Below are 14,026 nucleotides of genomic sequence, written 5' to 3' on the forward strand. Positions count from 1 at the left end.
GTCATGACAATTTCAGATACAAACGGGGGTGTTTTGCCGCATGACGGGCAAATGCCCGAGGTGATCGAACACAAGGGTCTGGGCGAGGAATCGCTGGCCCCCCAGAAAACGCGGATCATGGACCCGTGGTCCTATCTTTTTGCCTGGCTCGGTGGCTGTGTGTCGATTGGCACCTTTACCATCGGCTCGGGCCTCGTGGGCACGCTCAATCTGCTACAGGTGTTTTTGGCCATCGCCATCGGCTGCACCGTCATCGGCCTGGCTCTGATGATCAACGGGGCGGCGGGGCACAAATACGGCATCCCGATGATGGTGCAATTGCGCTCGGCCTTCGGCTTTTCCGGCGCGCGCATCCCGGCGCTGGTGCGCTCTGTCCCCGCCCTCGTCTGGTTCGGCTTTCAAAGCTGGATCGGTGCGGGCGCGCTCAACCTGGTAAGCGAGACGCTCTTTGGCTACTCCAACATCGTCGTCTTTTTCATAGGCTTTCAGGCGCTGCAAATCATGCTGTCGGTTCTGGGCTTTCACGGCATCAAATGGCTTGAGAATATCGGCTCGGTCTTCATCATCGGCGCGCTGATTTACATGTTCACCTCTGTCATCGGCAAATATGGCGAAGAAATCAGCACCAACCTCATCAATGTCGAGGGCACATGGGGCGCGCCATTCTGGGGGGCGACCATGCTCTTTCTGGGCATCTATGCCACGATGATGCTCAATGTCTCGGACTATAGCCGCGAATTGCGGCAGGATGTCGGGCGTGTGCGCCAAGTGGTGATCTATGCCAATTCCATTCTGCCCGCGACGCTCTTCATGGGCCTCATCGGTCTCATGGTCTCCAGCGCGACAGGCGAGGTTGATCCTATCCGCGTCTTCTCGAACGCGGTCGATAACAAGCTCTTGCTCGTCGTTACCCTGCTTTTCATCGCCTTTGCACAGGTCACCACCAATATTCTCAACAATGTTGTGCCGCCCGCCTATGCGCTGATGGATGTGTTCAAACTCAACTACAAGACCGCTGCCGTGGTCGTCGGTCTCTTGGCCTTCGCCACCTTCCCGTGGGAATTGGTCAAGAACGAATCCGCCGCGGGTCTCAATCTCTTCATCCAGACCTACAGCGCGTTCTTGGGGCCAATCTTTGCGATCTTGGTGGTGGATTACTACGTGCTGCGGCGTCAGACGCTCGATCTCGAGAAACTCTATGACGAGAGCGGCGATTATGCGGGCTATAACCCGGCAGCCCTGATCGCCATGGCGGTAGGCGTGATCGCGGCGCTGACCTTTTCGGCGGTGTCATGGTATGCCAGCTTGATCCCGGCGGGTGTCACCTATTACCTGCTGATGCGGCACCTGCCCGCCGCACAGCGGTTCCTCGACCGCTGAGGCGCAGTCTGACAAAAGGCAGGGGGCCAATCGCCCCCTGTCCTTTCGTTTCCCCAAGACACGACCCCCGGAGGTGATGACATGATCCGCTATCCCAGAAATTTGCGTGGCTACGGCCCAAACGCCCCCGATCCGCACTGGCCCGGTGGGGCGCGGATCGCGGTGCAATTCGTGCTCAACTACGAAGAGGGCGGTGAAAACTGCCTGCTGCATGGCGATGCCGCGTCAGAGGCATTTCTGTCGGATATTCCGGGGGCCACGCCTTGGCCCGGTCAGCGCCATTGGAATATGGAATCGATCTATGACTACGGCGCGCGCGCGGGGTTCTGGCGGCTGCATCGCCTCTTCACCGGGATGGGCGTTCCGCTGACCATATACGGCGTCGCCTCAGCCCTTGCGCGCAGCCCCGAACAGGTCGCCGCCATGCAAGAGGCCGACTGGGAAATCGCCAGCCATGGTCTTAAATGGGTCGATCACAAAGACATGCCCGAGGCCGAGGAACGTGCCGCCATCGCCGAGGCGGTGCGCCTGCATACAGAGGTGACCGGCACCCGCCCACGCGGCTGGTATACAGGCCGATGCAGCGTCAATACCGTGCGCCTTGTCGCCGAAGAGGGCGGCTTTGATTACATCTCGGATTGCTATGACGATGACCTGCCGCATTGGATGGAATTCGGCACCTGCGATCAGCTGATGATCCCCTATACGCTTGAATGCAACGACATGCGCTTTGCCGCGTCGCCCGGATGGGTCACGGGCCGCGACTTTGAATCCTACCTGACCGATACCTTTGACACGCTCTATGCCGAAGGGCAGGCGGGTGCCCCCCGGATGATGACCGTGGGCCTGCATTGCCGCCTGATTGGCCGGCCGGGCAAAATAGCGGGCCTGCGCCGCTTTATCGACCATGTGCAGCGTCACACAGACGTTTGGTGCCCCCGCCGGATCGACATTGCCGATCACTGGGCGGCCACACATCCGCACCGCCGCTTTGAGCGTCCCAGCCAGATGGACCACGCGCGCTTTGTAGAGGTGTTCGGCCCGCTGCTGCCCGCCCCGTGGATCGCGGACCGCGCATGGCAGATAGAGCTTGGCCCCGCCCATGACACTGCGGTGGGTCTGCTCAACGCCTTTAGCCGGATACTCCGACAGGCCACCCCGTCCGAACGCGGCGACCTGACCTGTGCCGCGCTTGAGGCGCAGACTTTGCCCCGCCTACAGGCGCTTTTGCCATGACCGGCGCAGGCCTCATAGCCCAACCGCTGACCGCCGCCGCCTTTGCCCCCTACGGCGATGTTCTTGAGGTGGCGGGCGCCCCCGACCGGATGATCAATGCGAACCTCTGCGGGCGGTTCCACGACCGCGCGCGGCTCGAATTTCTCGACGGGCGCGCCGGTATCAGCCTTTTTGATGCCGAGGCCCGGCACCTTCCCTATGCGCTCGACCTGATGGAACGGCACCCTCTGGGCTCTCAGGCGTTCATCCCGCTCGACAACGTGCCAATGCTGATCTGCGTGGCCGCGGATACCCATGGCCGCCCCACCACCCCGCGCGCCTTTCTCAGCCAGCCGGGGCAGGGGATCAATCTCCTGCGCAATGTCTGGCACGGCGTGCTGGCCCCCATCGGGCGGGCCGGGCGCTATGCGGTGATCGACCGGATCGGCCCCGGTGACAATCTCGAAGAATATCACTTTGACCAGCCTCTGACCGTGGAAGGACCACAGCCATGACCAAGCGCAGCTATTACACCCCCCAAGGCGGCCTGCCGCCGCAAACCCAGCTTTTGACGGGGCGCGCCGTCTTTACCGAGGCCTATGCCGTGATCCCGCGCGGCACCATGAGCGATATCGTCACCAGCTATCTGCCCTTCTGGGACAAGGCGCGCTTCTGGGTTCTGGCGCGGCCCCTCTCGGGCTTTGCCGAGACCTTCTCGCAATATATCGCCGAGGTGCAGCCGGGCGGTGGCTCGGATCAGCCCGAAACCGAACAGGGGGTCGAGGCCGCGCTTTTCGTGGTCGAAGGCGCGCTGCGCCTGACAGTGGACGGGCAGGCGCATGAGATGACGGAGGGCGGCTTTGCCTATATCCCGCCGGGCACCCCGTGGACGCTGCGCAACACAGGCGATACAGCCGTCAAGTTCCACTGGCTGCGCAAGGCCTATCAAGCGGTGTCCGGTCTCGACCATCCGCCGGTGATGGTCGTCAACGAAAACGACATCGCGCCAGTGCCGATGCCCGACACCGATGGCGGCTGGGCCACGACCCGTTTCATGGACCCCGCCGACCTGCGTCACGACATGCATATCACCGTCGTTACCTTTCAGCCCGGCGCAGTGATCCCCTTTGCCGAAACGCATGTGATGGAACACGGGCTTTACGTGCTGGAGGGCAAGGCGGTCTACCGCCTCAATCAGGATTGGGTCGAGGTCGAGGCGGGCGATTTCATGTGGCTGCGCGCCTTCTGCCCGCAGGCCTGTTACGCGGGCGGTCCAGGGCCGTTTCGCTATCTGCTCTACAAGGATGTGAACCGGCATATGGCGTTGTGATACGGGGGCGCTGCCCCCGGACCCCCGAGGTATTTCGGGCCAGATGAAACGTCAGAGAAAATCCAAAAATGCGATCGGTCAGGGAGGACGGAATGACAAGCATAGACCACGGGCATGTGCCCACAGGCAACACGATGGACCCAGAGGGAAACACCCTCAATCCGGTTGGCGCGAATGAGAAAACATGGGGCTGGTTCGCCATCTTCAACGTTTGGGCCAATGACGTGCAGTCGCTCTTTGGCTATTCGCTCGTGGCGTCGCTTTTCATCTCGTACGGGGTCAGCGGCTGGACCGCCTTTGCCGCCCTTATCGCGGCGGGGCTCTTTACCATGTGGATGGTCAACCTTTCAGGGGCGGCGGGCGAGAAATACGGCATCCCCTATCCGGTGCTGGCCCGTGCCAGCCTTGGCACCAGCGGCGCGAAACTGCCCGCGATCCTGCGTGCGACCGTGGCGGTGTTCTGGTACGGCGTGCAGGTCTATTTTGCCTCAACGGCGGTGGCGCTCCTGATCCGCTCGATCACCGGCGCGAGCGGCGGCGCGGAAATCCTCGGTCTCACCGGTATCGACTGGCTGTCGTTCTTCATCGTCTGGGCCTTTCACATCGTGATCTTCTGGCGCGGCATGAACTGGGTCGAGACCTTTCTCAACATCGCGGGCCCCTTCGTGTATCTTGTGATGATCGGCCTAGTTATCGTGCTCTGGCAACGCTCTGACGGGCAACTTCTGTCCGCCGCAGGCACGATCTTTGCCAATCCGGACGCGAGCTTTGCCAGTGAATTCAACGGGTTTGTCGCCATTGTCGGCACTATGGTGGCCTATTTCGCAGCCGTGATGATCAACTTCAGCGACTTTTCCCGCTATGCCAAGGACCGACCCACCATGCTCTTGGGCAACCTCACCGGCCTACCTTTCAACATGATCCTCTTCTCGGCACTGGCGCTTCTGACCACGGCGGGGGCCGCGGTGGTCTTTGGCGAGGAAATCACCAACCCGAGCGAGATTGTCGAGCGCACCGATTCTGTGCTTTTGGGCATCATCGCCGCGATCACCTTTTTTGCCGCAACCGTTGGCATCAACCTTGTTGCCAATTTCATCCCGGCTGTAAACGGCATCGCCAATCTCGCCCCCGGCAAGATCAGCTTTCGTCAGGCGGGGCTGATTACGTCGGCCTTCGCGCTTATCATCGGCGGGCTCTGGACAAGTTTCATCAGCGAATTCGGCATCGGCGGCTTTGTCAACACATTGGGTGCGACGCTGGCCCCGATCTTTGGCATCATGATCGTGGATTTCTATGTTCACCGCAAAGGCCATCTCGACCTTGACGATCTCTACGACATGCAAGGCGGGCGCTATCACTATCAGGACGGCTGGAACCGCACGGCGGTGATGGCCTTTGGCCTCGCGGCGGTCTTTTCGGTGGCAACCGTCTGGGTGCCGTGGTTCGGCTTTCTCTCGGGCTATAACTGGGTGATCGGCGCAGTCTTGGGCGGCGGGCTCTACACCCTGCTGGCCAAGAGCCCCGCACGGGTCTAGGCCCCACGCCCTACGCGGCGGGCCGGCACAAAACCCTGTGCCCGCCGCATTCAAACCCCTTGCGTTGGCCCCGCCGCTTGGCTATCACGCAGCCCACGGGTGATTAGCTCAGTTGGTAGAGCGCTTCGTTTACACCGAAGATGTCGGGAGTTCGAGTCTCTCATCACCCACCATCCCCACTTTCTCAATGCTTTCATGTGCTTGGCACTGCCCTCTTCGCTAGTCGCGCAGGGATTTACTGTTCTTTGCCAATGGTGTGTTTCCGTCTGCGCCCGCATGGCCGCTTTGGGTGTGGCGCGCAAACTCGGGTCAGGCGTCAGGGTCGTTGTGCGATCCTTCCGGGTCAAGGGCACCGCAATGTCTTCCAGATCGTTTCGTCTGCCCAATGATCAGCGCTTCAACTCCTACAAATCTCGCCTTGTAAGGCGGGGTTCGGATGCTCTGGTGAAATAAACTTTGGGCGGTCTGAAACTTTTGCGTCTTGGCTGACGTGGCTTTCCCATCAGCGGCTCAGACGAGCCTTTGACAACAAGGGAGAACGACAAATGACCTTCAAGACCTTTCTGAGCACGGCCACCGCCATTGCCCTTGGCACTGCCGTTTATGCCGCCAATCCAACAGTCGGCGGCGCGCCGATGCTCGTAGAGCGCAACATCATCGAGAATGCTGTCAATTCGCCGGTCCACACGACGCTGGTTGCGGCGGTGAAAGCCGCCGATCTGGTCGACACATTGCAGGGGCCGGGGCCGTTTACCGTGTTCGCGCCGGTGAACGATGCGTTTGCGGCCCTGCCCGCCGGCACGGTCGACACGCTGCTGATGCCAGAGAACAAGGCCATGCTGCAAAAGGTCCTGACGGCTCATGTGGTTGCCGGTGACTGGTCTGCCGCCGATATCATCGCCGCCGCGCGCGCCAGCAAAGATGGCTTTTACCACTTCAACGCCGTGTCGGGCGACGCGCTGTCGGCGCAGGTCAAAGGCAACAACGTCTACATCCTTGATGAAAGCGGCAATGCGGCCCGTGTAACGGTGGCGGATGTAGACCAATCCAACGGCGTGATCCACGTGATCAACGCTGTTCTCGTGCCAAAGTAATACCCCCACACTGGCACGGGATCTGCCCCTCCGCCGCACGGATGGCGGGGGGGTTTACGCAGCTTGATGCGGTTACACTTTCTGAAAACCCATGCGCGCGCCGATCGGTGTCGGGTGAGCGTCGGTCGCCTCAGCCTCGCGCAATCTCCAGAAACCGTGCGATCTGTTGCTCTGTCACAGACCAATCGCACACGAACCGCGCCATCAAGGGCTCGTCTGCGGCCCCGCTCTCTAGCGGCCCTTCGTAGAGCCCATAGACCGCCCCTGCCGCCTTGAGGCGCTGATGCGTGGCGCGGGGCAGGCGGGCAAAGATCATGTTGACGTCGCGCCCAAACACCATCTCAGCCCCCGGCACATCGCGCAATCCAGCCTCTAACAGCGCGGCGCGGGCATTGGCCTCTTGTGCGGTGCGCAGCCACAGGTGCTCGCGCAGATACCCCAGCATCTGCGCCGACAAATACCGATGCTTTGACACCAGATGCGCCGACCGTTTGCGCCGCAACTCGAATTCCCAGGCATTCTCGGGGTTAAAGAAAATCACCGCCTCAACGCCCAGACAGCCATTCTTGGTGCCGCCCATGGATACCGCGTCAATACCCACCTTCCATGTCATTTCCGCAGGGGTACAGCCCAAGGCCGCCACCGCATTGGCAAAGCGCGCCCCGTCCATATAGCAGGGCAGCCCGTGACCGCGCGCGATCCCGCAGAGCGCCGCAATCTCGGCGCAGGTGTAAATGCGCCCGCGCTCTGTTGCCTGCGTCAGGGCCAGCGGCCCATGCTGCGGATTATGCACATCGCCCGCGGGCCAGAGCGCAATCGCGCGGGCCAGATCCTCGGGCGTCATCTTGTCCGCCTCGCCCACAAGGCTTAGCTTGGCCCCGCCGGTGAAAAACTCGGGCGCGTTGCATTCATCGGTGTGGATATGCGCCAGCGGCGTGCAAAACACCGTCTGCCAGGGCTCGGACAGCGTGGCCAATGCCAGCGCATTGGCCGCTGTGCCGGTGGCCACCAGATAAACGCTGGCTTGCGGGGCCTCGAACACATCGCGCAGCCGGTCTCGCACCTCGTTCATCGGTGCGTCTGTGCCATAAGAGGGCATATGCCCGATATTGACCTCCGCCATCGCCTGCATCACGCCGGGCAATGCCGGGCCGGAATTGTCAGAGGCGAATTGCATCAGAGCGGCTCCTCGATGATGTGATCTTCCCAATCCTCTTCGGGCACCTCGAATTCGGGCAGGGTGCGGTGCCGCATCGACACGCCCGCCTCATGCACGCTGTTCGCATCCCCGGAAATCAGCGGGTGCCAGTCAAACAGCGGCTTGCCCAGATACAGCAGCTTGTAAGCGCAGGTTTCCGGCAGCCAATAGGCATGGCTTTCAATCGTATGCGGCTTGAGCGTGATGCATTCGGGCACGAATTGATGCCGGATCGGATATTGCGCACAGAGACAACTGGTGTCGTCAAACAGACGACAGGCCACGCGGGTAAAGGCCACCTCGCCGCTCTCCTCATCCTCCAGCTTGTTCATGCAGCATTTGCCGCACCCATCGCACAGCGCCTCCCATTCCGCGCGCGTCATGCGGTCAAGGCGGGTTGTCTCCCAATAGCGCGGGCGCAATCCGCTGCGATTGATAGGCTCACTCATAATGCGGCCAAAACGCTGCGAGCGCGCAGGCAATCGGCATCCATCTGCGCGATGAATGCTTCCAGGCTGTCGAATGTGGCCTCGGGGCGCAGGTATTCTATCAGCCCGACCGACAGGTTGGCCCCATAAAGATCGCCGGTAAAGTCAAAGATGAAGGTCTCGATATTGGCCTCTTCGCCCTGAAACATCGGCCGCACGCCCAGTGAGGCCGCGCCGTGATACTGCCCCTTATGCGGCCCATCCAGCACATCGACCAGCACCGCATAAATCCCGAACTTGGGCGGATGCAGCCCCTTGATCGACATATTGGCCGTGGGATAGCCCAGCGTGCGCCCCCGCTGCTCGCCGCCAATCACCGGCCCGTCGATCCGGTGCCAATGGCCCAGCATGGCCGCAGCGGCGCGTGGCGCGCCTTCGCTCAGCGCGGCACGGATCGCGGTCGAGGACACTTGCCCGCTTTCGCCCTCCAACAGCGTGGCGATGGTCACGCCAAACCCCATCTCGTCGCCAAACTCTTGCAGTATTGCGGCATTGCCCGCCCGTCCCTTGCCAAAACAGAAATCCGACCCCACCACCACATGCTTCAGGCCCAGCCCATCACGAATGACATTTTCCGCAAAGGCGCGCGGGCTCAGCGCCGCCAGACCCGCGTTGAACTTGATCTCATAAAGCCGCTCAACCCCCAGCTTTTGCAGCCGATGCGCCCGCGCTTCGCGGCCCATGAGGCGAAAGGGGGGCGCGTCAGGCGCAAAATACTCGCGCGGATGCGGCTCGAATGTCAGGATACCCAAAGGCGCACCGATGCGCTCTCCCGCCGCGCGCGCCAGTTCGATCACCGACCGATGGCCAATATGGACACCATCGAAATTGCCGATGGCGACGCTCGCGCCCCGGTCGGCGTCGGTGACATAGGTGTAATCACGGATGATACGCATGGCCAGAGGGGTAGCGCCGCAGCGCCGCCGGTGCAAGAGCGTTCAAGCGCTGCGCGGGCGGCGCAACGCAGTGGCAAGATAGACCAGCACGAGACCAAGCGCGCTGCCCAACAGAAAGAGCACCAGCGCAGCGCCCATCGGCGGCAGCGGTATCATCCCCGCCAGCAGCCCCGGCAAATCCCCTGTCACCACGACCCATCCCATCGTCGCCCCGAACCAGCCCAGCACCATCGCCACCGCTGCCCCCAGCACCCCCTGCAACCCGGCGCGCCGCCCGCGCAATCCCCGCCGAAGCGCGGTCACAGGCCGTGACAGGTCTTGCCCGATGGCCAAAAGGGCAGGCACCACCAACAGCACCAAAATCATGCCAAAGGCCAAACCGTAAACCAGCGTGATGACCGTAGGTTTCAGGAATTGCGCCTGTGTGGATCGTTCAAAAAGCAGCGGGGCCAGCCCCAGAACCGTCGTCAGCGTGGTCAGCACCACCGCGCGCAGCCGGTCGGCGGTGCCCTCGATAATCGCCGGGATCAGCCCGCGCGTCTTGGCATGCTCGTCTATCGACGTGACCAAAACGATGGAATCGTTGATGATGATGCCCGTCATGCCCAGCAATCCCACCACTGTGAACATCGACAGCGGCACGTCCCATTGCGCATGGCCCCAGATCGTGCCCACCAGACCAAAGGGGATGATCGCCATCACCACCATGGGCCGGGTCCAACTGGCAAAGACCAGCGAGAGCACCAGATACACCCCCAAAAGGGTTGCCATCAGCCCCAGCCGCGCATCGGCCATGAATTCATTTTCTTGCTCATTCAGCCCCGCCAGCCGGTATTCCACCTGATAGCGCGCCGCGACATCGGGCAGGATTTCCGCCTCCAGCGCGCGGGAAATCTCGGCGGCGCGCGCGGGGTCATCCTCGGAGATATCGCCCGTCACCGTCACCAGCCGTAGGCCGTTTTCCCGCCGGACCGAGGCAAAGCCGGTGCGCGCCTCAACGCTGACCACATCGACCAGCGGCACATATTGCCCGCCCGGCGTGCGCAATTGCATCCGCTCCAGAAAATCGGCGGTCAACTCGCCCTCGGGCAGTTCAACCCGCACCTCTGCCGACCGTGGCCCGTCCGGGTAGGTGGCGGCCTCGATCCCGCTCACCCGGTTGCGCAGGGTTTGCCCCAAATCGTCGATGGTAAAGCCAAGCGCGGACCCCTGCGGTGTCAGGTCCAAAATCAACTCGGCCTTGTCATAGGCGAGCGAATCCTCCAGCCCCGACACCTCCGGATACCGCGCCAATGCCGCCTTCAGCGCTTCGGCGGCGGATTTGAGCTGCTCCGCCTCCGCGCCATAAAGCTGGATATCCAGCGCATCGCCCCCCGGCCCCGCCCGCGATCCGCGAAAGCTCAGCGTTTCGGTCAGGGGATGCTGCACCACCCGCTCTTGCAGATCGGCGACAAAGGCGAAACTGGAATAGGGCCGCAGATCGGCATCAATCAACTCGATGGAAATCCCCCCCTGCAAATCCGCCTCGCGCGTGTCCGACCCCGAAAGCCCGCGCCCCGCAGCGCCGCCCAATTGCGCTACCACATAGGCAAGCGGGTTTGCCCCATGCTCGGCCTCATACTCCGCGCCCAACTCCTCGGCGGCGCGCTGCAACGCGCGCATCTGTGCCAGCGTATCCTCGCGCGTGGCCCCCGGCAGCATGGCAAAATTGCCCGTGACACTGCCCTGCTCGGGCGCGTTGAAAAACCGCCATGTCACATCGCCGCGCACGAAACTCGCCACTTGCGTGGCCAACAGCAGTACCGCCGCCGCCAACACCGCATAGCGGCCCCGGATCACCCAGCCAATGAGGGGGCGAAAGGCACGGTCGCGAAACACGCGGAACCCCCGGTTCACCACCCGGCTTGGAATGTCATACCAATGCTCGCGGGCGGAGTGGGCCAGCGCATGGGCCATATGGTTGGGCAGGATCAGGAAACACTCGATCAGGCTCGCCACCAGCACGGCAATCACAGTAAAGGGAATGTCATAGATCAGATCCCCGAACCGCCCGCCAATCACCGCCAGCCCGAAAAACGCAATCAGCGTGGTCAGCGTGGCGGCAAAGACCGGCAGCGCCATGCGCGCGGCGGCACGCTCCGCCGCAACCATCGGCGGCTCGCGCAGGCGACGATGCCGCGCATCGGCATGTTCGCCCACCACGATGGCATCATCCACCACGATCCCCAGCGTGATGATCAAGGCGAACAGCGAAATCATGTTGAGCGTCAGACCGGCCGCGTACATGAACGCCATCGCCGCCAGCATCGCCACCGGAATCCCCGCCGCCACCCAGAATGCGGTGCGGGCATTGAGGAACAAAAACAGCAGCCCCACCACCAGCGCCAAACCCGTCAGCGCATTTTCCACCAGCATCGCAATCCGGCCGGAAATCGCCTCGGCCCGCGTGCGGATCAGGTCGATGCTCACGCCCTCGGGCAGGGTGTCGGCCATGCGGTCAGCCACCCGCTGCACCTCGGCCTGAATATCGAGCGCATCGCCCCGCGCAGAGCGGTCCACCCGCACGCTCATCGCCGGGGCCTCGCCCACATAATAGGCCAGTGCCCGCGTCGCGCCCTCAACCCGCACCCGGCCCACATCGCCCACTGTCAGCGCGCTGCCATCGGGGGCAATCCGCAGGGTGATCGCGGCAATATCGCGGGCGCTGCGTTTCTGCGTGCCGGTGCGCAGGCGCGTATTGGCCCCGGTCATATCCCCTGCCGGATCGGTGGTGATCTCGGCGGCGATAGCGGCGGCAATCTCGGCCATGGTGATGTCGTGGGCAATCAACGCTTGCCCCGGCACCTCGATCACCGTTTCAGGGGCCGCGACGCCCTCGATCGTGGTGCGGGTCACGCCCGCATCGAACAGGCGCGTGACCAGCTCATCCGCCAGCCGCGCCAGTTGCTCGGTGCCGACCGGCCCGGTGATCACCACATCCGTCACCTGATCGCGCCATGCCCCGCGTCGGACCACCGGCTCATCGGCCTCTTCGGGCAGGGTGGTGATGATATCAAGCGCGGCCTGCACCTCATCCGCCGCGCGGCCCATATCCCAGCCCGGCTCGAATTCCAGCGTGACCAGCGCGCTATTCTCACGGCTGAGCGAAGTGGCCGCTTCGACCCCCTCAACCGCCAACAGCGCCGGTTCCAGCACCTGCACGATGCCGCCGTCCACATCTTCGGCGCTTGCCCCCTCCCATGCGACCGACACGCTTACATTGTCGATCACCACATCGGGAAAGAACTGCGCCCGCATTTTCGGCAAGGCCATCAGCCCCAAGGCCACCATCAGCACCAACAACAGATTGGCCGCCGTCCGGTGCCGCGTGAACCATGAAATCAGCCCCGCCATCCCGCTCAGCCCCCGATGCGGCGTTCCAGCCGTTCCACCGTGCTCAGCGACACCTCGGGCTGTTCCAACTGCGCCAAAAGGCGGCGCTTGGCCTCTTCGGGCATATCGGTGCTGGCCTCAACATAGGCCCTCAGCCGCGCGCGCCTGTCTGGGCTGAGGGTGACAGTGCCCGCCTCTGGCACGGCCTCGGCGCTCTCCAGCTTGCGCACCTTGATCCCTGCGCCCAGAACCGGCGTGCGCTCGGCCACCACATCGCGCCCCGCCAATCCCGGCGCCGACACCAGAATGTCATTGCCCTGCCGCCGCAAAAGCGTGACCGCCACCGCCTCCAGCCGCTCTTCGGCATCAATCACCAACACCTGCCCATCCGGCCCCAGCGCCGTGGCAGGCAGGCGAATGGCGGCCGCCAACACCGGCTCCTCGACGCTGACAGTTACAAAATCGCCGGGCTTCATCGCAGGTGCCGTCTCCAGCGTGGCAAAGATCAGCCGCCCGCTTTCGCCCTCGGCCAGCGCCGCGCCCTGCCGCGTGATCCGCCCCACCGCGTTCAGATTCACCCCGCCGGTATCCAGCGTCACCGTCACCACCGCGTCAATCAACCCGCCGCTCTCATCCAAAAGCCGCGCATATTGCGCGGTCGAGACGCGAAACGCCACTTCCAGCGCCGTGCCATCCACCAATTGCGCCAGTTGCTCATTGGCCGCCACCAAACGGCCCGCAACCACGCTCACCTCGCTCAGCGTGCCGGTGAATCCGGCGGTGATCCGCGTCTCGGCCAACCGCCGCTCCGCCTCGGACAGCGCCAGTTCGGCACGCGCCGTGGCGGTTGCCGCCTGATCTATCCGCGCCTCGGCCAAGGCCAGCGCCTGACGGCTGGCCAGCACCGCCTGACGCGCCTGCACCACGTTGAATTCGGCGCTCTCCACAGCGGTCAGCGTGCCCACGCCGCGCGCCTCCAGATCACGTTGCCGCGCCAAGGCACGGTCTTGAATATCGGCCTGCTCGCGCCGGGCGGTCAACTCGTCGCGCGCCAGTTCCAGCGCGCGCGCCGCCTCGCGCGCCTCGGCGCGGGTATCCATCAGGTCGGTGCGTGCCCGCTCCAACGCGCTCTGGGCATCGGCGGGATCAATCCGCGCCAGAAACTGCCCGGCGCGCACCATGCCGCCTTCGACAAACTCGGGCGCCAACTCTGTGATCACCCCCGTTGCCTGCGCGCGAATTTCCAGCGTACGGCGGCTTTCGATCTGGCCAAAGGCGGTCAGGGTGGGCGCGATCTCGGCCTCAACCGCGCGCACCGTGCGCACGGTAAAACTGCGCTCATTGCGCTCAGGCACCCGCACCTCGCGTGCCATACGCTCTTGCACCGCGCTGACAACGGTCTGTCCGGCATAGGCCAGCAGGCCCAAGGTGAGCGAGACCAGAAAGAGCCCGATCAGCCCTTGACGCAAAAACCGCATAGTGCGCAACCTCTTGAACCGGCCCTGCAGACGGGCTGAC

At 63.3% G+C, this 14,026-nt stretch carries 11 protein-coding genes and 1 tRNA gene; 7 read left to right on the top strand and 5 right to left on the bottom strand.

Annotation, left to right across the window (positions count from 1 at the left end):
- Positions 1–3 precede the first annotated feature (3 nt).
- The 7 genes from ROSMUCSMR3_RS13455 to ROSMUCSMR3_RS13485 all read left to right on the top strand — a co-directional run bounded on the left by ROSMUCSMR3_RS13455 (position 4) and on the right by ROSMUCSMR3_RS13485 (position 6,554).
- Positions 4–1,380: an NCS1 family transporter gene (locus ROSMUCSMR3_RS13455; RefSeq protein WP_232279147.1), complete on the top strand. Its 1,377-nt coding sequence runs from the start codon at positions 4–6 to the stop codon at positions 1,378–1,380.
- An 81-nt stretch (positions 1,381–1,461) separates the two neighbouring features.
- The gene (gene puuE, locus ROSMUCSMR3_RS13460; protein ID WP_081507624.1) at positions 1,462–2,616 is read left to right on the top strand and encodes an allantoinase PuuE; all 1,155 of its coding nucleotides are present in this window, start codon (positions 1,462–1,464) and stop codon (positions 2,614–2,616) included.
- Positions 2,613–3,110 (top strand): ureidoglycolate lyase, encoded by a 498-nt coding sequence (locus tag ROSMUCSMR3_RS13465; protein ID WP_081507625.1) that lies wholly within the window; start codon positions 2,613–2,615, stop codon positions 3,108–3,110. The genes puuE and ROSMUCSMR3_RS13465 overlap by 4 nt, the downstream gene beginning before the upstream one ends.
- The gene (locus ROSMUCSMR3_RS13470) at positions 3,107–3,925 is read left to right on the top strand and encodes a bifunctional allantoicase/(S)-ureidoglycine aminohydrolase (RefSeq protein WP_081507626.1); all 819 of its coding nucleotides are present in this window, start codon (positions 3,107–3,109) and stop codon (positions 3,923–3,925) included. Before ROSMUCSMR3_RS13465 ends, ROSMUCSMR3_RS13470 begins: the two co-directional genes overlap by 4 nt.
- Before the next feature lie 92 nt (positions 3,926–4,017).
- Positions 4,018–5,460: an NCS1 family nucleobase:cation symporter-1 gene (locus ROSMUCSMR3_RS13475; RefSeq protein ID WP_081507627.1), complete on the top strand. Its 1,443-nt coding sequence runs from the start codon at positions 4,018–4,020 to the stop codon at positions 5,458–5,460.
- A 97-nt stretch (positions 5,461–5,557) separates the two neighbouring features.
- Positions 5,558–5,633: transfer RNA gene (locus ROSMUCSMR3_RS13480), tRNA-Val, on the top strand.
- Between the two features lie 372 nt (positions 5,634–6,005).
- Positions 6,006–6,554 carry a fasciclin domain-containing protein gene (locus ROSMUCSMR3_RS13485; protein ID WP_081507628.1) on the top strand — a complete coding sequence of 183 codons (549 nt, stop codon included), beginning with the start codon at positions 6,006–6,008 and terminating at the stop codon, positions 6,552–6,554.
- Between the two features lie 130 nt (positions 6,555–6,684).
- Here the strand turns inward: ROSMUCSMR3_RS13485 and ROSMUCSMR3_RS13490 are convergent, their stop codons facing one another.
- From ROSMUCSMR3_RS13490 to ROSMUCSMR3_RS13510, 5 genes are read right to left on the bottom strand one after another with little or no spacing between them, the layout of a single operon-like run.
- The gene (locus ROSMUCSMR3_RS13490; RefSeq protein ID WP_081507629.1) at positions 6,685–7,731 is read right to left on the bottom strand and encodes a threonine aldolase family protein; all 1,047 of its coding nucleotides are present in this window, start codon (positions 7,729–7,731) and stop codon (positions 6,685–6,687) included.
- Positions 7,731–8,201: a YcgN family cysteine cluster protein gene (locus ROSMUCSMR3_RS13495; protein WP_008279255.1), complete on the bottom strand. Its 471-nt coding sequence runs from the start codon at positions 8,199–8,201 to the stop codon at positions 7,731–7,733. Before ROSMUCSMR3_RS13495 ends, ROSMUCSMR3_RS13490 begins: the two co-directional genes overlap by 1 nt.
- Positions 8,198–9,136 (bottom strand): bifunctional riboflavin kinase/FAD synthetase, encoded by a 939-nt coding sequence (locus tag ROSMUCSMR3_RS13500; protein WP_081507630.1) that lies wholly within the window; start codon positions 9,134–9,136, stop codon positions 8,198–8,200. Before ROSMUCSMR3_RS13500 ends, ROSMUCSMR3_RS13495 begins: the two co-directional genes overlap by 4 nt.
- Positions 9,137–9,178: 42 nt before the next feature.
- Positions 9,179–12,529, bottom strand: coding sequence for an efflux RND transporter permease subunit (locus ROSMUCSMR3_RS13505; protein WP_081507631.1), 3,351 nt, complete (start codon positions 12,527–12,529; stop codon positions 9,179–9,181).
- Between the two features lie 5 nt (positions 12,530–12,534).
- Positions 12,535–13,986, bottom strand: a complete 1,452-nt coding sequence (locus tag ROSMUCSMR3_RS13510) for an efflux RND transporter periplasmic adaptor subunit (protein ID WP_081507632.1) — start codon at positions 13,984–13,986, stop codon at positions 12,535–12,537.
- Between the last annotated feature and the right edge of the window lie 40 nt (positions 13,987–14,026).

This window comes from Roseovarius mucosus, assembly GCF_002080415.1.
Classification (GTDB): Bacteria; Pseudomonadota; Alphaproteobacteria; order Rhodobacterales; family Rhodobacteraceae; genus Roseovarius; species Roseovarius mucosus_A.

Excerpts from the sequence above, each read along its gene's own strand:
- ROSMUCSMR3_RS13455 (WP_232279147.1), top strand. The coding sequence starts at position 4 with ATGACAATTTCAGATACAAACGGGGGTGTTTTGCCGCATGACGGGCAA.
- puuE (WP_081507624.1), top strand. The coding sequence starts at position 1,462 with ATGATCCGCTATCCCAGAAATTTGCGTGGCTACGGCCCAAACGCCCCC.
- ROSMUCSMR3_RS13465 (WP_081507625.1), top strand. The coding sequence starts at position 2,613 with ATGACCGGCGCAGGCCTCATAGCCCAACCGCTGACCGCCGCCGCCTTT.
- ROSMUCSMR3_RS13470 (WP_081507626.1), top strand. The coding sequence starts at position 3,107 with ATGACCAAGCGCAGCTATTACACCCCCCAAGGCGGCCTGCCGCCGCAA.
- ROSMUCSMR3_RS13475 (WP_081507627.1), top strand. The coding sequence starts at position 4,018 with ATGACAAGCATAGACCACGGGCATGTGCCCACAGGCAACACGATGGAC.
- ROSMUCSMR3_RS13485 (WP_081507628.1), top strand. The coding sequence starts at position 6,006 with ATGACCTTCAAGACCTTTCTGAGCACGGCCACCGCCATTGCCCTTGGC.
- ROSMUCSMR3_RS13490 (WP_081507629.1), bottom strand. The coding sequence starts at position 7,731 with ATGCAATTCGCCTCTGACAATTCCGGCCCGGCATTGCCCGGCGTGATG.
- ROSMUCSMR3_RS13495 (WP_008279255.1), bottom strand. The coding sequence starts at position 8,201 with ATGAGTGAGCCTATCAATCGCAGCGGATTGCGCCCGCGCTATTGGGAG.
- ROSMUCSMR3_RS13500 (WP_081507630.1), bottom strand. The coding sequence starts at position 9,136 with ATGCGTATCATCCGTGATTACACCTATGTCACCGACGCCGACCGGGGC.
- ROSMUCSMR3_RS13505 (WP_081507631.1), bottom strand. The coding sequence starts at position 12,529 with ATGGCGGGGCTGATTTCATGGTTCACGCGGCACCGGACGGCGGCCAAT.
- ROSMUCSMR3_RS13510 (WP_081507632.1), bottom strand. The coding sequence starts at position 13,986 with ATGCGGTTTTTGCGTCAAGGGCTGATCGGGCTCTTTCTGGTCTCGCTC.